At 71.0% G+C, this 16,713-nt stretch carries 14 protein-coding genes and 1 pseudogene; 8 read left to right on the top strand and 7 right to left on the bottom strand.

All coding sequences use genetic code 11. The features are described from left to right. Positions 1-11 precede the first annotated feature (11 nt). Together AC4D2C_RS08360 and AC4D2C_RS08355 are read right to left on the bottom strand one after the other, a co-directional pair. Positions 12-404 carry a TadE/TadG family type IV pilus assembly protein gene (locus tag AC4D2C_RS08360; protein ID WP_490914102.1) on the bottom strand — a complete coding sequence of 131 codons (393 nt, stop codon included), beginning with the start codon at positions 402-404 and terminating at the stop codon, positions 12-14. Between the two features lie 80 nt (positions 405-484). Continuing rightward, positions 485-733 (bottom strand): Flp family type IVb pilin, encoded by a 249-nt coding sequence (locus tag AC4D2C_RS08355; protein WP_490914100.1) that lies wholly within the window; start codon positions 731-733, stop codon positions 485-487. A gap of 621 nt (positions 734-1,354) precedes the next feature. Between AC4D2C_RS08355 and rplM the strand changes: the two genes are divergently transcribed. From rplM to AC4D2C_RS08335, 4 genes are all read left to right on the top strand, one after another. After that, a complete protein-coding gene (gene rplM, locus AC4D2C_RS08350) occupies positions 1,355-1,798 on the top strand; it encodes a 50S ribosomal protein L13 (RefSeq protein WP_334210673.1) in 444 nt (147 codons plus the stop codon). A gap of 40 nt (positions 1,799-1,838) precedes the next feature. After that, the gene (gene rpsI / locus AC4D2C_RS08345; RefSeq protein WP_490907459.1) at positions 1,839-2,336 is read left to right on the top strand and encodes a 30S ribosomal protein S9; all 498 of its coding nucleotides are present in this window, start codon (positions 1,839-1,841) and stop codon (positions 2,334-2,336) included. Positions 2,337-2,477: 141 nt separating this feature from the next. Then, positions 2,478-3,836: a phosphoglucosamine mutase gene (glmM, locus tag AC4D2C_RS08340; protein ID WP_490914098.1), complete on the top strand. Its 1,359-nt coding sequence runs from the start codon at positions 2,478-2,480 to the stop codon at positions 3,834-3,836. A 59-nt stretch (positions 3,837-3,895) separates the two neighbouring features. Further along, positions 3,896-4,513: a DinB family protein gene (locus AC4D2C_RS08335; protein WP_490914097.1), complete on the top strand. Its 618-nt coding sequence runs from the start codon at positions 3,896-3,898 to the stop codon at positions 4,511-4,513. 134 nt (positions 4,514-4,647) lie between these two features. On the opposite strand, the pseudogene AC4D2C_RS08330 reads toward AC4D2C_RS08335, so the two are convergent. Both AC4D2C_RS08330 and nirD read right to left on the bottom strand, forming a co-directional pair. Then, a pseudogene (locus AC4D2C_RS08330) lies at positions 4,648-4,773 on the bottom strand (sirohydrochlorin chelatase); the annotation flags it as partial. A gap of 125 nt (positions 4,774-4,898) precedes the next feature. Then, positions 4,899-5,261 carry a nitrite reductase small subunit NirD gene (gene nirD, locus AC4D2C_RS08325; protein ID WP_490914095.1) on the bottom strand — a complete coding sequence of 121 codons (363 nt, stop codon included), beginning with the start codon at positions 5,259-5,261 and terminating at the stop codon, positions 4,899-4,901. Between the two features lie 228 nt (positions 5,262-5,489). On the opposite strand from nirD, the gene nirB reads away from it, so the two are divergent. The 3 genes from nirB to AC4D2C_RS08310 are packed head-to-tail and all read left to right on the top strand — an operon-like array spanning position 5,490 to position 10,315. After that, positions 5,490-8,168: a nitrite reductase large subunit NirB gene (nirB, locus tag AC4D2C_RS08320; RefSeq protein WP_490914094.1), complete on the top strand. Its 2,679-nt coding sequence runs from the start codon at positions 5,490-5,492 to the stop codon at positions 8,166-8,168. A 3-nt stretch (positions 8,169-8,171) separates the two neighbouring features. Beyond that, positions 8,172-9,197 carry a uroporphyrinogen-III C-methyltransferase gene (cobA, locus tag AC4D2C_RS08315; RefSeq protein ID WP_490914092.1) on the top strand — a complete coding sequence of 342 codons (1,026 nt, stop codon included), beginning with the start codon at positions 8,172-8,174 and terminating at the stop codon, positions 9,195-9,197. After that, the gene (locus AC4D2C_RS08310; RefSeq protein WP_490914090.1) at positions 9,194-10,315 is read left to right on the top strand and encodes a uroporphyrinogen-III synthase; all 1,122 of its coding nucleotides are present in this window, start codon (positions 9,194-9,196) and stop codon (positions 10,313-10,315) included. Before cobA ends, AC4D2C_RS08310 begins: the two co-directional genes overlap by 4 nt. 45 nt (positions 10,316-10,360) lie before the next feature. On the opposite strand, the gene AC4D2C_RS08305 is transcribed toward AC4D2C_RS08310, so the two are convergent. Genes AC4D2C_RS08305 through AC4D2C_RS08295 form a run of 3 tightly spaced genes read right to left on the bottom strand, consistent with a single transcriptional unit; the run spans position 10,361 to position 15,504 of the window. Beyond that, positions 10,361-11,929 (bottom strand): FAD-dependent oxidoreductase, encoded by a 1,569-nt coding sequence (locus AC4D2C_RS08305; RefSeq protein WP_490914088.1) that lies wholly within the window; start codon positions 11,927-11,929, stop codon positions 10,361-10,363. Then, positions 11,926-14,088 (bottom strand): molybdopterin oxidoreductase family protein, encoded by a 2,163-nt coding sequence (locus AC4D2C_RS08300; protein WP_490914086.1) that lies wholly within the window; start codon positions 14,086-14,088, stop codon positions 11,926-11,928. The genes AC4D2C_RS08305 and AC4D2C_RS08300 overlap by 4 nt, the downstream gene beginning before the upstream one ends. A 3-nt stretch (positions 14,089-14,091) precedes the next feature. Beyond that, positions 14,092-15,504 carry an MFS transporter gene (locus tag AC4D2C_RS08295; protein WP_490914084.1) on the bottom strand — a complete coding sequence of 471 codons (1,413 nt, stop codon included), beginning with the start codon at positions 15,502-15,504 and terminating at the stop codon, positions 14,092-14,094. Between the two features lie 336 nt (positions 15,505-15,840). Between AC4D2C_RS08295 and AC4D2C_RS08290 the strand changes: the two genes are divergently transcribed. Next, positions 15,841-16,599, top strand: a complete 759-nt coding sequence (locus tag AC4D2C_RS08290) for an SDR family NAD(P)-dependent oxidoreductase (RefSeq protein ID WP_490914082.1) — start codon at positions 15,841-15,843, stop codon at positions 16,597-16,599. Positions 16,600-16,713: the final 114 nt, after the last annotated feature.

Here is a 16,713-nt window from a genome sequence, read left to right as displayed (position 1 = left end):
GCGCGACCGCCTCAACCGCCGCACAGCATGGCTCCCTTGGCTGTCATTGGGAACGGCCCCGCAATCTTGGTCAGCGTGCTCAAGGTATAGGTGATGGTGACGGTGGCCGTAACGCCGGACGGGCAGGGATCTGCGGCTGTTGCTCCGGGAACCGAGATGGCGATGTCCGACGTCTCCAGAGCCGGCGCCAAGGTGCCGGCTGCGGCGATGGCGGCGGAACTGGCCTTTGTCATGTCCTTCGAGATGGACATGACTCGGACACTCTCGCGTGCCGCGTTGGTCAGCATCACCTGTGTATTGAAAGCGCGGCCGAACTCCATGATTCCTAGTAAGAGGAGGATGAGTAGCGGCAGAACAAGAGCCATCTCGACAGCAACTGCTCCGCGACTCTTGTCGTCGGTCATAGAGCACCTCACGGCCTAAGCGATCTCTAAACGAGAGGACGCGCCGCCCTACCCGGCCGCGCGTCCCGTCGGACTATTCGTTACTTGCTGCAGGTGCCTGCCGCGGGGCCCCCGGGGGTCGCGGCGGCAGTCGAAAGGGTCCCACCTTTCATTGAGCAGGCAGTTGTTTCGAAGGAGGTTTTCAGGCCCCCACCGAGCAGCGTTACGGCCGCGATGATGACGACGGCGATGAGGGCGACCATGATGCCGTACTCGACGGCGGTGGCGCCGTCTTCCTTGCGGACCAGGCGGGGGAGGATGTGCATCCGGGTGTTCGAGACGAGGAACATGATGAGACTCCTGAGTGGACGGTGCGACTGGCCCAGCGCCAGCACTGCCAGAAAATTAGCAACCCCCGGCCACGCGAGACCGTCCCTGCCCTGATCCTGATCCAACGCTCGCACTACTGCACTGTCCTTGCGCAGAATCTGCGCTCAGGCTGCCCTTAGCCTCGATTCCGCCGGCTGAGCTGTCCGATCCCTGTGGAACGCGCAGACAGGCGTGCCGGCCTGAACGACCAACTGCGGTGCCACCACGGATGAATCCGCCGACGACGAGCACAACACGCCCGATCAGCGTTGCCGACAGGATCGCGAGGTCCGGCGACAGCACGGGGAGGAAGCCACGCCCATCCGGCAGTTCCACGGGTTCCGGCTCATTTTGACCCATGGCAGCGCGGCACGCTATCCTTGGAAGTCGTTGTGCGTATCCCTTCTCGATACGTCTGCGCCTTACGGAGCGGTTCAGTTGCAGAACCACCTGGCCCGGAGGCGGAGCCGAGATTCACGGGATGACTGGTCGTATTTCAGCCCTCACCTGAAGTTCCGGTAGCGCATGAATAAGCTGAGCCCGCGGGCACGGAGATCTCCGTGGATGCGGGCGACACCGAAATAGAAACGAAGGCCATAACCGTGCGTACGTACACCCCGAAGCCAGGCGACATCAACCGCCAGTGGCACGTAATCGATGCAACCGACGTCGTCCTCGGCCGTCTTGCCAGCCAGACCGCAATCCTGCTCCGCGGTAAGCACAAGCCGACCTTCGCTCCCCACATGGACATGGGCGATTTCGTCATCATCATCAACGCCGAGAAGGTGGCCCTCACCGGCTCCAAGCTCGAGCAGAAGCGCGCCTACCGCCACTCGGGCTACCCGGGCGGCCTGAAGTCGACCAGCTACGTGGAACTCCTGGACAAGAACCCGGAGCGCGCAGTCGAGAAGGCTATCCGCGGCATGCTTCCCAAGAACTCGCTCGCCGCCCAGCAGATCGGCAAGCTGAAGGTCTACCGCGGCGCCGAGCACCCCCACGCCGCGCAGCAGCCCCAGACGTTCGAAATCACCCAGGTCGCCCAGTAGTCCTGGCCACCAGTACTAAGAAATCACTTCAAGGAGAACCGTGGCTCAGAACACTGAAGAGCTGAATGAACCGACTGAGGAGCTCACGAGCTACACCTCAGAGTCCACCGAAGGTGGCGAGACGGCCGTCAAGGAGCGTCCCGCGCTGACCGTCGGCGGCGGAGCCGTAGGACGCCGCAAGGAAGCTGTCGCCCGCGTGCGCCTCGTCCCCGGCACCGGCAAGTGGATCGTCAACGGGCGCGAGCTCGCCGACTACTTCCCGAACAAGCTGCACCAGCAGGAAGTCAACGACCCCTTCAAGCTCCTCGAGCTCGACGGCGCCTACGACGTCATCGCCCGTATCCACGGTGGTGGACCCTCCGGCCAGGCCGGTGCCCTCCGCCTCGGTGTGGCGCGCACGCTGAACGAGATCGACCGCGAGAACAACCGCCCCGCCCTCAAGAAGGCGGGCTTCCTGACCCGTGACGCCCGCGTCATCGAGCGCAAGAAGGCCGGTCTCAAGAAGGCACGCAAGGCGCCTCAGTACTCCAAGCGCTAGATCCTGCCTACCCCGGGACCCAGATCCCTTCGGGGCAGGACAAGTTTCAATGCCCGTCCGGGCTTCCGGACGGGCATTGTGCTTTAACCTCATTAGTAACACCAGTAGCGGTTTTCTGTTCCTCACCTAGGATGATCAACGATGAGCAAGTTATTCGGCACCGACGGCGTGCGCGGCCTGGCCAACGGCCTGATCACGGCCGAACTGTCCCTGCAGCTGGCCCAGGCGGCCGCTGTCGTCCTCGGCCATAACGCCGTCGAGGGCGGACGCCGCCCCACCGCGGTGATCGCCCGTGACCCCCGTATCAGCGGCGAGTTCATCGCGGCTGCCGTCGAGGCCGGTCTGGCGAGTTCCGGTGTGGACGTGTTCGACGCAGGTGTGCTGCCCACGCCTGCTGCTGCCTTCCTCGTGGCCGACCTCGACGCCGACTTCGGCGTCATGATCTCCGCCTCCCACAACGCGGCGCCCGACAACGGCATCAAGTTCCTCGCCCGCGGCGGCAACAAACTCAGCGACGCCCTCGAGGACGCCATCGAGGCCGAGATGGCCAACCCCGTGCGCCGTCCGGTGGCCGGCGACGTGGGACGTATCCAGCGCTTCGCCGACGCCGAGGACCGCTACGTGGTCCACCTGCTCCAAACCCTGCCGAACCGGCTCGATGGGCTGAAGGTCGTCATCGACTGTGCCCACGGAGCCGCCAGCGGCTGCTCACCCGAGGTCTTCCGGAACGCCGGTGCGGACATCGTGGTCATCGGCGCCACTCCCGACGGCGTCAACATCAACGACGGCTACGGCTCCACACACCTCGAGAAGCTGCAGACGGCCGTCGTCGAGCACGGTGCCGATCTCGGCATCGCACACGACGGCGACGCCGACCGCTGCCTCGCCGTGGACCACGAGGGCACCGTGGTGGACGGAGACCAGATCATGGCCGTCATGGCGCTTGCCATGCGGGACGCCGGGAAGCTCAGGGAGGACACGCTCGTTGCCACCGTGATGAGCAACCTCGGACTGAAGCTCGCCCTGCGTGACGCCGGCATCACCATCAAGGAGACCGCAGTGGGCGACCGCTACGTCCTCGAGGGGATGCGCGACGGCGACTACAGCCTCGGCGGCGAGCAGTCCGGCCACGTGATCTTCGCCGAGCACGCCACCACTGGTGACGGCGTGCTCACCGGCCTGCAGCTCGCGGCACGCATCACCGGCACCGGCCAGAGCCTCAAGGAACTGGCGGCGGTCATGACCAGGCTCCCGCAGGTGCTCATCAACGTGCGGGGCGTCGACCGCACGGCGGCGAACTCCGACGAGGGGGTGCAGGCTGCCGTGCGCGAGGCCGAGGCCCTGCTCGGCGAGGCCGGCCGTGTGCTGCTGCGTCCGTCCGGTACCGAGCCCGTGGTGCGGGTGATGGTCGAGGCGACCGACATCGCGACCGCCCAGCGCATCGCCGAGGAACTCGCCGCGACCGTACAGGACCGGCTGTCCCTCGAGCCCGCCGTCTGACGGACCGGCCGTCGGAGGGTCTCCTTCCGTCGCCTGCCCTGCCCGGCTACAGTGCCCGCATGGACACCAGCACTTCCGACGACGATCAGGAGCAGCAGAAGGCGACCCTTCTCCTGGTCCTGCAACGACGACGCGCCGAGCTCGCCGGCAAGCTCGACGGGCTGGGCGAGTACGACGTCCGCCGGCCCCTGGTGCCGTCGGGCACCAATCTGCTCGGGCTCGTCAAGCACGTGGCGTCGGTGCAGCTCGAGTACTTCGGCGAGGTCTTCGGGCGTCCCAGTGAGCGGTCGTTCCCCTGGATGAGCGAGGACGCCGAGGCTGAGGCGGACATGTGGGCGACGCCCGGTGAGCCCCGCGACGCCATCCTCGCCTTCCACGCCTTCTCAGCCGCCCACAGCGATGCCACCATCGAGGCGTTGCCGCTCGACGCACGGGGCACCGTCCCGTGGTGGCCCGAGGAGCGGCGCGAGGTCACCCTCCACACGGTCCTCGTCCACGTGGTCTCCGAGGTCGCCCAGCACGCCGGGCACGCCGACATCCTGCGCGAACTCATCGACGGATCGATCGGCCGCGGGCCGGGCGACCCCAACCTCGGGGACCTCGGCGCCGAGGAGCGGGCGCGATATGCGAGCCGTGTCGAAGCCGCCGCACGAGCCGCGGCGGACATGCCGGGCTGAAGCGCTCCAGGGGCGCGTAACCTGCCCGGCTGGCCGCCGTCAGTCCACGCGGGCGGTGCCGCTGCGGACGCACGACGAGACCTGTGCCCGCACGGTCTGTCGCAGCCCGCCGCACGGCTCGAGGATCCGACGAGCAGGCGCTCGACGGCGTCGTCGTAGCGCGACAGCGCCATCTCGGCGATCACCGGGCTCGGGAGCAGCGGAGCGCTCACCACGTCGGCATCGGCCTTCGCCAGCTGGTCGTGGAAGTAGCCCGGGGCACGGCGTCGATCTCCCGTCGACCCCGGGCGTTGTCGGTGCCATGAGAGCAGCCGGCGATGAGGACGGGTGGGCCGTCGAGTGCCCGGCTCGCGGTCATGCCGGCCGTCGAAGCACCCTCCACCGCTCAGGCGGCCGCGTCGACCTCGACGACGCCGTCCACGCATCGCACCGGATAGGCGCGGAGGCCCTTCCCTCCTGAAAGGCAGGCCCCGCTCACCAGGTCGTAGACCTCCTTGTGGAGGGGCGAGGCGATGGTGGGTGCCGTCCCCCGCGACCCGACGATCCCCCGTGCCATGACGGCTGCCCGGGTGCGGGGATCGATGTTCCCGACAGCGTGCACCTGGTCGCCGGGCAGCCGGAACAGGGCGATCTGCTCCTGGCCCACCAGGGCCGCCTCACCCCAGCACTCCTCGAGGTCGTCGAGGCGGCAGACGGCGACCCATGAGGTATCCGAGGGGGCAGGACGCTGCAGGATGAGCTCGGTCATGGCGTTCTCCTCGGTGGCGGATGCGTTCCTGCAACGCTAGGCCGCCGAGGTGTCATCGACGTCCCGGCGCTGTTGCGCCGCGGTAACGTCCGTCTCACGGTGGGGGTTCCGGCCCGTGAGCCCGAAGTTAACCTTGCGACACATCGGCGACACACGCGGGAAATTGCCTGTTCGTACCGTGGAGGAAGAGAGCAGCGGGAGCGCCCCGGTCCGGACGGAAGGCACCACATGAGCGAGACCCGATCACCCCGGCACGCCGAGGCGGGTGCCGCGCCACGCGAACGGCGCGTCGTCGTCGTGGGCGGTGGGCCCGCCGCCCACCGGTTCGTCGAGGCGCTGTGGCGGCGCGGCACCGACGGACTGCATATCACCGTCCTGGCCGAGGAGGCCCACGCACCGTACGATCGCGTGGCGCTGAGCAGCGCCCTGACCGGTGACGTGGACCTCGGACTCGGGGAGCCGCTCATGTGGCAGGAGCCGGCGATCCGGCTCGTGACGGGGGAGCGAGCGGTCCGCCTCGACCTCGCGGCACGGTGCGTCGAAGGCGCGTCAGGGGAGAAGTACACCTACGACGACGTCGTGCTGGCGACGGGGTCGGACGCCGTGCGCCTGCCCCTGCCGGGTGGGGAGCATGCCGCTGTCTACCGGACGCTCGCCGACGTGCAGTGGCTGCGCTCCGAGACGGCTCGACTCGCGGTGAGGCTCGGCAGGGAACCCCGTGCCGTCGTCGTCGGCGGCGGCCTCCTCGGCCTCGAGGCCGCCGGCGGGCTTCAGCAGCTCGGTGCCGCGTCCACCGTGGTGAACCGTGCCGGCTGGCTCATGAACGCGCAGCTCGACCAGGGCGGCGGCCAGGCGCTCGGGCGGCTCATCAGCGCCAAGGGACTGGGGATCCACTGCGGAGGAGCGCCCGTCGCCATCAACACGGACGACGACGGCTGCGTCACGGGCGTGGCACTGAGCGACGGGGCCGTCCTCCCGGCCGACCTCGTGGTCTTCGCCGTCGGCATCCGGCCTCGGGACGAGCTCGCCCGGGCCGCAGGGCTCGAGGTGGCACCCCGCGGCGGAGTGGTGATCAGCGCGGCATGCGAGACGGCGATGCCCGGTGTGTGGGCGATCGGGGAGGTGGCGAGCTACGAGGGCGTCAGCATGGGCCTGGTGGCCCCGGCGAACGCCATGGCCGAGGTCTGCGCGGACGGCATCCTCGGAGGACTCTCCACCTTTCCCGGCTTCGACACCGCCACGAAGCTCAAGCTCTCAGGCGTCGAGGTCGCGAGCTTCGGGGACGCGCTCGCGGAGACGGACGGCAGCCTCGAGATCGTCTACGCCGACCCCGCCAGGGGGCTGTACCAGAAGCTCGTGGTAACCGACGACGCCAGGACGCTTCTCGGCGGTATCTTCGTGGGCGACGCCGCACCCTACTCCGCGCTGCGGCCACTGCTGGGACGCGAACTGCCCGCTGAACCCGGCGCCTACCTCGCCTCCGCCGCGGGAGGCGAGGCCCCGCCGTCCGACCTGCCCGACGACATCATCCTCTGCTCCTGCAACAACGTGACCGCAGGCGCCTGTCGGTCCGCCGTCCACGGCCTCGACCCGGACGGGTCCGCCGTCGAGCCCGCGCTCGACATCGCGTCCCTCAAGGCGTGCTCGCGCGCCGGGACGCAGTGCGGTTCCTGCGTCCCGATGCTCAAGAAGCTGCTCGACAGCGAGCTCACGAAGGCCGGACGCGCCGTCCCGAAGGGTATCTGCGAGCACTTCGCGATGTCGCGGCCCGAACTGTTCGAAGCCATCCAGGCCCTCGACCTCGCGTCCTTCCAGGAGGTCCTCCGCCGCTTCGGGGCATCCGAGGAGGCGAAGGCCGGCTACGGCTGTGACATCTGCAAGCCGGCCATCGGCTCCATCCTCGCCACCCAGCGCGGGGAGTACGTGCTCGACGGCGGGCGGGGGACCCTGCAGGACACCAACGACCGTGCGCTCGCGAACATGCAGCGCAACGGCACCTACTCCGTGGTGCCCCGCATCCCCGGCGGCGAGATCACGCCGCAGAAACTCGCGGTCATCGCGCAGGTCGCCGAGCAGTTCGGTCTGTACGTGAAGCTGACCGGCGCACTGCGCATCGACCTCTTCGGGGCCCGGCTGGAGCAGCTGCCGGAGATCTGGAAGATCCTCGTCGAGGCCGGGTTCGAGTCCGGCCAGGCCTACGGCAAGGCGCTGCGGAACGTGAAGTCCTGTGTGGGTTCGACGTGGTGCCGGTTCGGCGTGCAGGACTCCGTGGCGATGGCGATCGACCTGGAGCTGCGGTATCGCGGGCTGCGGGCCCCGCACAAGTTCAAGATGGGCGTGTCGGGCTGCGCCCGCGAGTGCGCGGAGGCCCGGAGCAAGGACGTCGGCGTGATCGCCACCGACCAGGGCTGGAACCTCTACGTCGGAGGGAACGGCGGCTTCCAGCCGGCTCATGCCCAGCTCCTCGCCCAGGACCTCGACGGCGAGACCCTCATCCGGTACATCGACCGCTACCTCATGTACTACATCCGCACCGCCGACCGGATGCAGCGGACCGCGCGCTGGATGGAAGACCTCGACGGGGGCCTCGACCACGTGCGCGACGTCGTCGTCGGCGACTCGCTCGGGATAGCCGCGGACCTCGAGGCCGCGATGGCCCGCCACGTGGAGCATTACGAGGACGAGTGGGCTGCCACCTTGAAGGACCCGGACAGGCTCCGCCGTTTCCGGTCCTTCGTGAACGCCCCGGATGCCGCCGACCAGTCGATCGTCCTCGTCGAGGAGCGCGGCCAGCGCCGACCTGCGACGCAGGAGGAGATCGACGCCGGAGCCGCACGCGTCGGTCTGGGAGCAGTGATCCCCGTCCGCGTCCCGACGGGACCGGCAACAGGAAACCTGGAGGGCTGAGCCGTGCACCTCGACATCGATCTGACCGGACGCCGCGTGGTGGTCCTCGGAGCCGCGGGCGCGGCACGGCGGATCGTCGCCCGGTACCGCGCCTCCGGAGCCGACGTCAACCGCTTCGACACGGTCGCCTCCGCCCCCGGCGCGCTCGACGGTGCGGCCCTCGTCATCCTGGTGGAGGGCTCGTGCACGGACGACGACGGTCTCCTGCAACAGCGGTGTCGGGAGGCCGGCGCGCTCCTGACCCGGGAGCCGGCCGCCTCCGGCTCCGGGCACGTGAGCCTGGTCGGTGGCGGCCCCGGCGCCCGGGGGCTCCTGACCCTCGACGCGGCTGCCGCGCTGAGGGACGCCGATGTCGTCCTCTACGACCGGCTCGGGCCCACGGAGTCGCTGGCCGAGGTCGCACCGTCGGCGGAGCTCGTCGACGTCGGGAAACTGCCCGGCCACCACCGCGTACCGCAGGCCGGCATCAATGCCCTCCTGGTGCAGCACGCCCTCGCAGGGCGGCACGTCGTGCGGCTGAAGGGCGGCGACCCCTTCGTGTTCGGACGCGGCAGCGAGGAGCTCGCCGCGTGCCTGGAGGCGCGGGTGCCCTGCACGGTGCTGCCGGGGATCAGCTCGTCGATCGCCGTTCCGGCAGCCGCGGGGATCCCCGTCACGCACCGCGGCGTCAGCCACCTCTTCACCGTGGTCTCCGGACACGCGCCGCTGACCGACGAGGAGCATCTGCACCTCGCCGGCCTCGGCGGGACTATCGTGGTGCTCATGGGCGTCTCGACACTGCCGCAGCTCGTCGCAGGTCTCGGCCGGGCGGGGATGCGCCAGGACATGCCGGTCGCCGTCGTCGAGCGCGGGTACAGCGCCTCGCAGCGGACGACGTCGGGGACGCTGTCCACGATCGTCACGGCTGCAGGCGCGGCACGCTGCCAGTCTCCCGCGGTCCTGGTCATCGGCGAGGTGGTGCGCGTGGGCCTCGAGCTGCAGGGCAGCGCCGCGCACCTTGCGCGGCTCACCGAGTCGCTGGCCTCATGACCGAGGCCATTCGTTCCGGTGGGGCCGGCGGCCAGCTGGCTGGATTCCGCATCGGCGTGACGTCGGACCGCCGGTCGGGCGACCTGATCGATGCGCTCGAGCGGCGGGGCGCATCCGTCTTCCACGCACCGGCGCTCAAGATCGCGCCGATCGCGGAGGACGTGGCGCTCCTCGCGGACACGACCGCCGTGGTGTCGGCACGCCCTGACCTCTTCATCATCACCACCGCGTACGGGATGCGCCGCTGGTTCGAGGCCGCCGACGCCGCAGGGCTGGGCGACGACCTCCTCGACGTCCTCGGGAGCGGCAGGATCTACGTCCGCGGTCCGAAGGCCAGGGGAGCGGTGCGTGCGGCGGGGCTGGACGACGCCGGCATCAGCTCCGACGAGACGACGGCGACCCTCGTGGACCAGTTGCTGCGGGAGGACCTCGCGGGCCTCACGATCGGCGTCCAGCTGCATGCCTACGCCGACGAGTACCAGCTCGAACGGCTCCGGGACGCCGGCGCCACACTGCTCACCGTCACGCCCTACCGGTGGATCAAGCCGGAGGGCTCCGAACGTCTGCCCCGGCTCATCGAGGCCGTGTGCACAGGGCAGCTGGACTGCGTCACCTTCACGAGCGCCCCGGCGGTCGACGCCATGTTCAGCACCGCGGCCGAGCAGGGCATGCAGGAGGACCTCGTGCACAGGTTCCGGCACGGCGTCCTCGCTGCCGCCGTCGGCCCGGTGACGGCGCAGCCGCTGCTCGACGCCGGCATCACGCCGATCGTTCCCGAGCGGTTCCGCATGGGCGCGCTGATCCGGCTCGTCTGCGACCACCTCGCCGAGCACCACGTGGAGCAGCTCCGCACACGCTCCGGCCAGGTCGAGGTCCGGGGACGGTCCGTGCGGGTGGACGACACCCAGGTGGACCTCGCACCCGCGCAGCTCGTGCTCTTCAAGGCCCTGCTGTCGGCTCGCGGCGCGGTCCTCAGCCGGGAGGCCCTGACGAATCTCCTCACTCCGGCAGGCGCGGCTCATGCGCTCGACATGAGCGTCAACCGCCTGCGGAAGTCACTGCCCGACCCGGCCCTGGTCGAGACGGTCGTCAAGCGGGGGTACCGGCTGAACGTCTGAGCCGGGGCCGCCTGCGATGCGCGGGCCGCTGGGCGGAAGACCGCGTCACGATGCGACCGCCGCGGCGAAGTGCTGTTCGATGACGGCCCGGATGCCGTCGTGGCACCCGCCGCACCCGGTACCGGCCCGCGTGACGGTCGAGACGTCCTGGACGGAGGCGCAGCCGGCCGTCACGGAGTCCTGGACCGTACCTCGGGTGACTCCCGCGCACCGGCACAGGGTGGCGGCCGGTCCGGGAGGGGATGCCGTCAGCAGACCCTCGGCGCTGTCGAGCCGCAGCAGGCTGGAGCGGTCCGCCGGGAGCTCACTGCCCCGCTCGAACAGCAGGACCAGTTCGGCACCCGTGCGCGGCATCCCTACGCAGACGAGTCCGGTCAGGACACCGTCACGGGTGACCATCTTCGCGTAACGTCCGTGCCCGGGGTCGGCCCACTCCGCCACCGTGAGTCCGGGCTCCACCGTCCAGGGATCGGCGTCCGTTTCACCTGCGGCCACGGCGTCGACGCCCCGGGCCTTCAGCACGACGACGGGGTCGCGCCGCACGCCGGGGTCGGAGCCGGGCGCGGGTCGGAGTCCGGGCACAGGCCCCCTCCCGTCGCCCGACAGCTCGGCTACGAAGGCCGCGCCGACGTCGTCCGCCTGCTGCCAGCCCGGGCCGATGAGGCCCTGGGGTGCGGTGGTGCCCGCGCATGCCCTGCAGGAGCTGCGGAGGCAGCACACCTCCGCGCAGTCGCCGATGGCCCAGATGTCGTCCGTGCCGACCGCGCGCAGCGTGTGGTCCACCAGGATGCCGTCCGCGACCGCCAGGTCGCAGCCCTCGGCGAGTTCGGTGCGTGGACGCACGCCGCAGGCGAGCACGAGTGCCCCGCCGTCGACCCGGGTGCCGCCCTCCAGGCCGATGCCCGCGAAGTGCCCGTTCTTCAGCTCGATCCCGGTGGACGTACCGGCCACGACGGTGATGCCGGCCTGCCGCAGCGCCGTCGCCAGCACCCGCGAACCGTCCCCGAGGAGCCGTTCCATGGGGGAACGGCCGTGGTGCACGAGGGCCACCCGGCCGCCCTCCTCCGCCGCGGCGAGGGCGGCCTCGATGCCGAGGATGCCGCCGCCCAGCACCACGATCCGCTGCTGCGCGGCGAGCGCGGCGGCCACGGCCCGGGCATCGGCGAGGTCGCGGAGGAAGCTCACGCCCGGCGGGAGCAGGTGCGTGTCGTCGGACCCGGCCGGCCCCTCCAGGCCGGTGAGCCGCGGACGGACGGGCCGTGACCCGGTCGCGAGGACCAGCCGGTCGTATTCGACCGCCTCGCCGTCGGCCAGCAGCACGCGCCGGAAGGGCCGGTCGATCCGGTCGACGCGGGCGCCGAGGCGCACATCGACGCCCGCCGCGCGGAGGGCGTCCGTGTCAGCGAGCCCGATGGCGGCTGCGCGGGTACGGCCGACAGCGACGTCGGCGACGAGCACCCGGTTGTAGGCGGGGTCGGGCTCCTGCCCGAGGACGGTCAGCGCGACCCGTCCGGCGGCGACGAGGGGCTCGAGGTGTTCGACGAGCCGCGCCGCGACGGGCCCGAAGCCGACGACGACGACGCGGGCCGGGACGGAGGGCCCGGAGGGGTTCATGCGCCGACCTCCAGTCCGTCGGCGTGCAGGACGTGCGGGACGGGGGCCAGACGTGCCACGCCGACGGGCGTCGTCTTGAACTCGGGCATGCCGGACACCGGGTCGGTGCTGCTGCCGGTCAGGCGGTTCGCCGAGCCGGCGTCCGCGAAGTGGAACGCGAGGAAGACGGTGTCCTGGCGGATGTCGGGGGTCAGGTCGGCCAGTGCACGGGTCTCGCCCTGAGCACTCGTCACGACGACGTGATCACCCTGCGCGATCCCGAGGTCCTGCGCGGTGGACGGGTGGAGCTGGAGCCGTGGGGCCGGCTGTGCCGCGAGCAGCGCCGGGACGCGGCGTGTCTGGGTGCCCGACTGGTAGTGCTCGAGGAGCCGGCCGGTCGCCAGGAGCAGCGGGGCGGGCAGGCGCGCCGCGGTAGTGCTGGGTCGCGGGACGACGGGGACCAGCACGGCGCGCCCGCCGGCGTGGGCGAACGCCTCGAGGAACAGCCGCGGCGTCCCCGTGCTGCCCGGGGGGTACGGCCAGTACGCGGGGTCGGCGCCGTCGAGCACGCCGTAGTCCAGCCCGGAGTAGTCGGCGAGGCCGCCGGCGCTGGCGCGGGCGAGTTCGTCGAACATGGTGGACGGGTCCTCGCTGAACAGGGAGGGCGCCTCCAGCAGGCGCGCGAGCTCCTGCATGATCCACAGCTCGCTGCGGGCGCCGGGTGGCGGCCCGACGGCCGGGCGCCGTCGCAGGACCCTGCCCTCCAGGTTCGTCACCGTGCCCTCCTCCTCCGCCCACTGCAGGACCGGCAGGACGACGTCCGCCAGGGCGGCGGTCTCCGACAGGAAGAAGTCGGACACGACGAGGAGGTCGAGGGAGCGCAGGCCCTCGATGACCGTCGCGGCGTCGGGCGCGGAGACCGCGACATTCGCGCCGTGCACGAAGAGGCAGTGCGTCCCGCCGGGTTCGCCGAGCGAGGCGAGGAGTTCGACGGCGGGCAGCCCGGGCCCGGGGATCGCCTCCTCCGGCACCCCCCAGACGCCGGCGACGTGGGTTCGTGCCGCCTTGTCGGTGATCTTCCGGTATCCGGGCAGCTGGTCGGCCTTCTGCCCGTGCTCCCGGCCGCCCTGGCCGTTGCCCTGTCCCGTGAGGGTCCCGTAGCCGCTGTGCGCCGTGCCCGGCAGTCCGAGGAGCAGTGCGAGGTTGATCGCGGCCGTCGTGGTGTCGGTGCCGTCCGCGTGCTGCTCGATCCCCCGGCCGGTCAGGATGTAGGCACCGTGCCCACCGTCGGCGCCGCGACGGGCGCCGGCGGCGAGGAGCCTCGCCACGGCACGCAGGGAGGCGGCGGGAACACCAGTGATGCCCTGCACGCGTTCGGGCCACCACCGTGCGAGGCCGCGGGTGACGTCGTCGTACCCGCTCGTCCGCGCCTCGAGGAAGCGGCGGTCCTCCAGCCCCTCGGCCACCACCACGTGGGCCAGGCCCAGCAGCAGGACGAGGTCCGTGCCGGGTGTCGGCTGGAGGTGGACGCCCCTGCCCTGGTCCGTGAGGCGGGCGGTCGCGGACCGTCGGGGGTCGACGACGACCAGGCCGCCCGCGGCCTGCGCGCCCCGCAGGTGCTGGATGAAGGGCGGCATGGTGTCCGCTGCGTTCGAACCGAGGAGCAGGACCACGGAGGCCGCGCCGAGGTCCTCGAGGGGGAAGGGGAGCCCGCGGTCCACGCCGAACGCCCGGTTGCCCGCGGCGGCCGCCGAGGACATGCAGAACCGCCCGTTGTAGTCGATGCGGGACGTGCGCAGTGCGAGGCGGGCGAACTTGCCGAGCGTGTAGGCCTTCTCGTTGGTGAGGCCGCCGCCGCCGAACACCGCGACGGCGTCCCGGCCGTGCCGGGCCTGGATGCTTCGGACACGGTCGCTGATGAGGCGCAGGACGGTGTCCCACGCGGCTTCCCGCAGGACGCCGTCGGCGTCCCGGAGGAGCGGTGCGGTGAGGCGGTCGGGGTGGTCGAGCAGTTCCGCGGCGGACCAGCCCTTGCGGCACAGTCCGCCGCGGTTGGTGGGGAAGTCGCGGGCGTCGATGCGGGCGCCGTCGTCGTGCGCGCCCGATGCGGTGACCGTCATGGCGCACTGGAGGGCGCAGTAGGGGCAGTGCGTGGGCTGTCCGGTCCCTGCCTGCTGCATCGGTCAGACCTTGCCGAGGGTCGAGGAGCGGCGGAGGTAGAAGAACCACGTGACGGCGAGCATCAGGACGTATCCGCCGACGAAGCCGTAGAACGCTCCGTCGTAGCTGCCCGAGGCGCCCTTCGAGGCGTTGAGGACCTGCGGGATGAGGAAGCCGCCGTAGGCGCCGACCGCGGAGATCAGCCCGAGGGCAGCGGCGGACTTGCGGGCGGTGCTCACCGATTCGCGGAGTTCGGACCCTGCTGCGGCGCCGCGCCGGGCGAAGATGATCGGGATCATCCTGTACGTGGCACCGTTTCCCGCTCCCGCAGCGGCGAAGAGGACGAGGAAGAGGCCGAGGAAGAGCCAGAAGTTCGAGAGGGGGAGGGTCCAGACCACCGTGAGTGCGATGGCCGCCATGACGGCGAAAGCCATCACCGTGATGAGTGCCCCGCCGAAGCGGTCCGCCAGGCGTCCGCCGAAGGGGCGGGCGAGGGAACCGACCAGCGGGCCGAGGAAGGCCAGGCCCAGGGTGACCCCGCCCATGGTGATGGTGGAGAAGGCGGGGAAGGAATCGACGATCAGCTTCGGGAACACTCCGGCGAAGCCGATGAACGAGCCGAACGTCCCGATGTAGAGGAACGCCATGATCCACAGGTGCGGCTCCCGGACGGCGGCGAGCGAACCCGCGAGGTCGCTCCTGGCGCTGGACAGGTTGTCCATGTACTTCCAGGCGCCGAAGGCGGCGACCAGGATCAGCGGTACCCAGAGCCAGCCGGCGAGCGGCAGGTTCACGGTCGCGGCGGCACCGAGCACGACGGCGATCGGCACCACGAGCTGGGCGACGGCCGCGCCGAGGTTGCCGCCGGCGGCGTTCAGCCCGAGGGCCCACCCCTTCTCCCGGGCCGGGTAGAAGAAGGTGATGTTCGCCATCGAACTGGCGAAGTTGCCACCACCGAAGCCGGCGAGTGCCGCGACCGCCAGCATCACGCCGAAGGGCGTCTCCGGGTTCGAGACGCACACGGCGAGGCCGATGGTCGGGATCAGCAGGAGGAGGGCGGAGGCGATCGTCCAGTTCCGGCCACCGAACCGCGGCACCATGAAGGTGTACGGGATGCGCAGAGTCGCACCGACGAGGGACGGCATCGAGATCAGCCAGAAGATCTGCGATGTCGAGAAGGTGAAGCCCGCGGCCGGCAGGTAGACGACGACGATGGACCACAGCTGCCAGACCACGAATCCCAGGAATTCGCAGGCGATGGACCACTGGAGGTTGCGCTTGGCGATGGACCTGCCGCCGCTGTTCCACTGGGCGGTGTCCTCGGCGTCCCAGTTGTCGATCCACCGCCCGGGGCGGTGTATCAGCGGGGGTGCGCTCGCGACAGGTGCCGGAGCCGCTGTCGCCAGTGCGGGAGATGCTGCTTCGTCGATGCTCACGGAAGTCCTCCAGGGGCTGGTGTGGCTGCTTCCCCCCGACGCTAGTGAGCGCGCGTTTCCGTTCGCTGCGTGCTGCGTAAACGCTCCGTGACGTTCACCTATCCGCGCCGGTCCGGCGCCGTGAGGTCGTGCGCGGTCCGGTCCGGGTGCCGGTCCCGCTACGGCTGCGGCTGCGGGTCCGGTGGCAGGCCGCAAGGTGGGGAGCCCGGTGTTGCGGACCGCCCGGTGGCGGGGGATGCTGGGCCCACGACGCCGCGACGGACGCGCGGTGGGGACTTGACGACGGAGCCGGACGATGCACGCAGCGGACGCACGGTCCTACGGAGGAGCACGATCATGAGAATCCTGGTCACGGGATCGGCGGAGGGCCTCGGCCTCACTGCCGTGGAGACCCTGCTCGCGCAGGGGCACGACGTCGTCGCGCACGCCCGCAACGAGGACCGTGCCGCCGGTCTCGCCGCGCTCACTGCGCGCGGCGCCGGACTCGTGGTGGGCGACCTCGAACAGCGCGACGCCGTCGGACGGATCGCCGACGAGCTGAATGCTGCGGAGCCGCTCGACGCCGTGATCCACAACGCCGGCGTCTACACCGGCCGCCCCGTGATGCCCGTCAACGTGATCGCGCCGTACCTCCTCACCGCGCTACTGCACGGCCCGCGCCGCCACGTCTACCTCAGCAGCGGCTCGCACTACGGCGGACGCGCGACGCTGCAGGGGGTGGACTGGCGAGGGACCGCCCCCGGCTCCTACGGCGACAGCAAGCTGTTCGTCACGACGCTCGTCGCGGCACTGGCGAGGACGCGTCCCGACCTGCTGGCCAGCGCCGTCGATCCCGGCTGGGTGCCCACCCGGATGGGCGGGCCGAACGCACCGGACGACCTCGACCTCGGCCACCGGACCCAGGTGTGGCTGGCGACGAGCGACGACCCGGATGCGCTGACGAGTGGCGGCTACTGGTACCACCGGCAGAGGCGCGAGCCGCACGATGCCGTGCACGACACGGGGTTCCAGGACGACCTGCTTCGGGTGCTGGCCGACGAGACCGGCGTACCCCTGCCGGCCGGTCCCGGGCGGGCGAGCGGCGGCACGTCCTAGCGCTGGCGAGGGGTGGTCCTGGTCGCGCACCCGCGCTGACGTGCTCGACGACCGGACACAGCACGACCGGGGTGGGAGTGCTCCGCGAGCCTCTGGCGCCCGGACGGATCGTCG

The organism is Arthrobacter sp. TJ-240, assembly GCF_058269195.1.
The sequence above is the reverse complement of the archived record's forward strand: the minus strand, read 5'-3'. Positions and strand labels throughout refer to the sequence as shown.

Coding starts and splice junctions, on each gene's coding strand:
- AC4D2C_RS08360 (WP_490914102.1), bottom strand. CDS start 404: ATGACCGACGACAAGAGTCGCGGAGCAGTTGCTGTCGAGATGGCTCTT.
- AC4D2C_RS08355 (WP_490914100.1), bottom strand. CDS start 733: ATGTTCCTCGTCTCGAACACCCGGATGCACATCCTCCCCCGCCTGGTC.
- glmM (WP_490914098.1), top strand. CDS start 2,478: ATGAGCAAGTTATTCGGCACCGACGGCGTGCGCGGCCTGGCCAACGGC.
- AC4D2C_RS08335 (WP_490914097.1), top strand. CDS start 3,896: ATGGACACCAGCACTTCCGACGACGATCAGGAGCAGCAGAAGGCGACC.
- nirD (WP_490914095.1), bottom strand. CDS start 5,261: ATGACCGAGCTCATCCTGCAGCGTCCTGCCCCCTCGGATACCTCATGG.
- nirB (WP_490914094.1), top strand. CDS start 5,490: ATGAGCGAGACCCGATCACCCCGGCACGCCGAGGCGGGTGCCGCGCCA.
- AC4D2C_RS08310 (WP_490914090.1), top strand. CDS start 9,194: ATGACCGAGGCCATTCGTTCCGGTGGGGCCGGCGGCCAGCTGGCTGGA.
- AC4D2C_RS08305 (WP_490914088.1), bottom strand. CDS start 11,929: ATGAACCCCTCCGGGCCCTCCGTCCCGGCCCGCGTCGTCGTCGTCGGC.
- AC4D2C_RS08300 (WP_490914086.1), bottom strand. CDS start 14,088: ATGCAGCAGGCAGGGACCGGACAGCCCACGCACTGCCCCTACTGCGCC.
- AC4D2C_RS08290 (WP_490914082.1), top strand. CDS start 15,841: ATGAGAATCCTGGTCACGGGATCGGCGGAGGGCCTCGGCCTCACTGCC.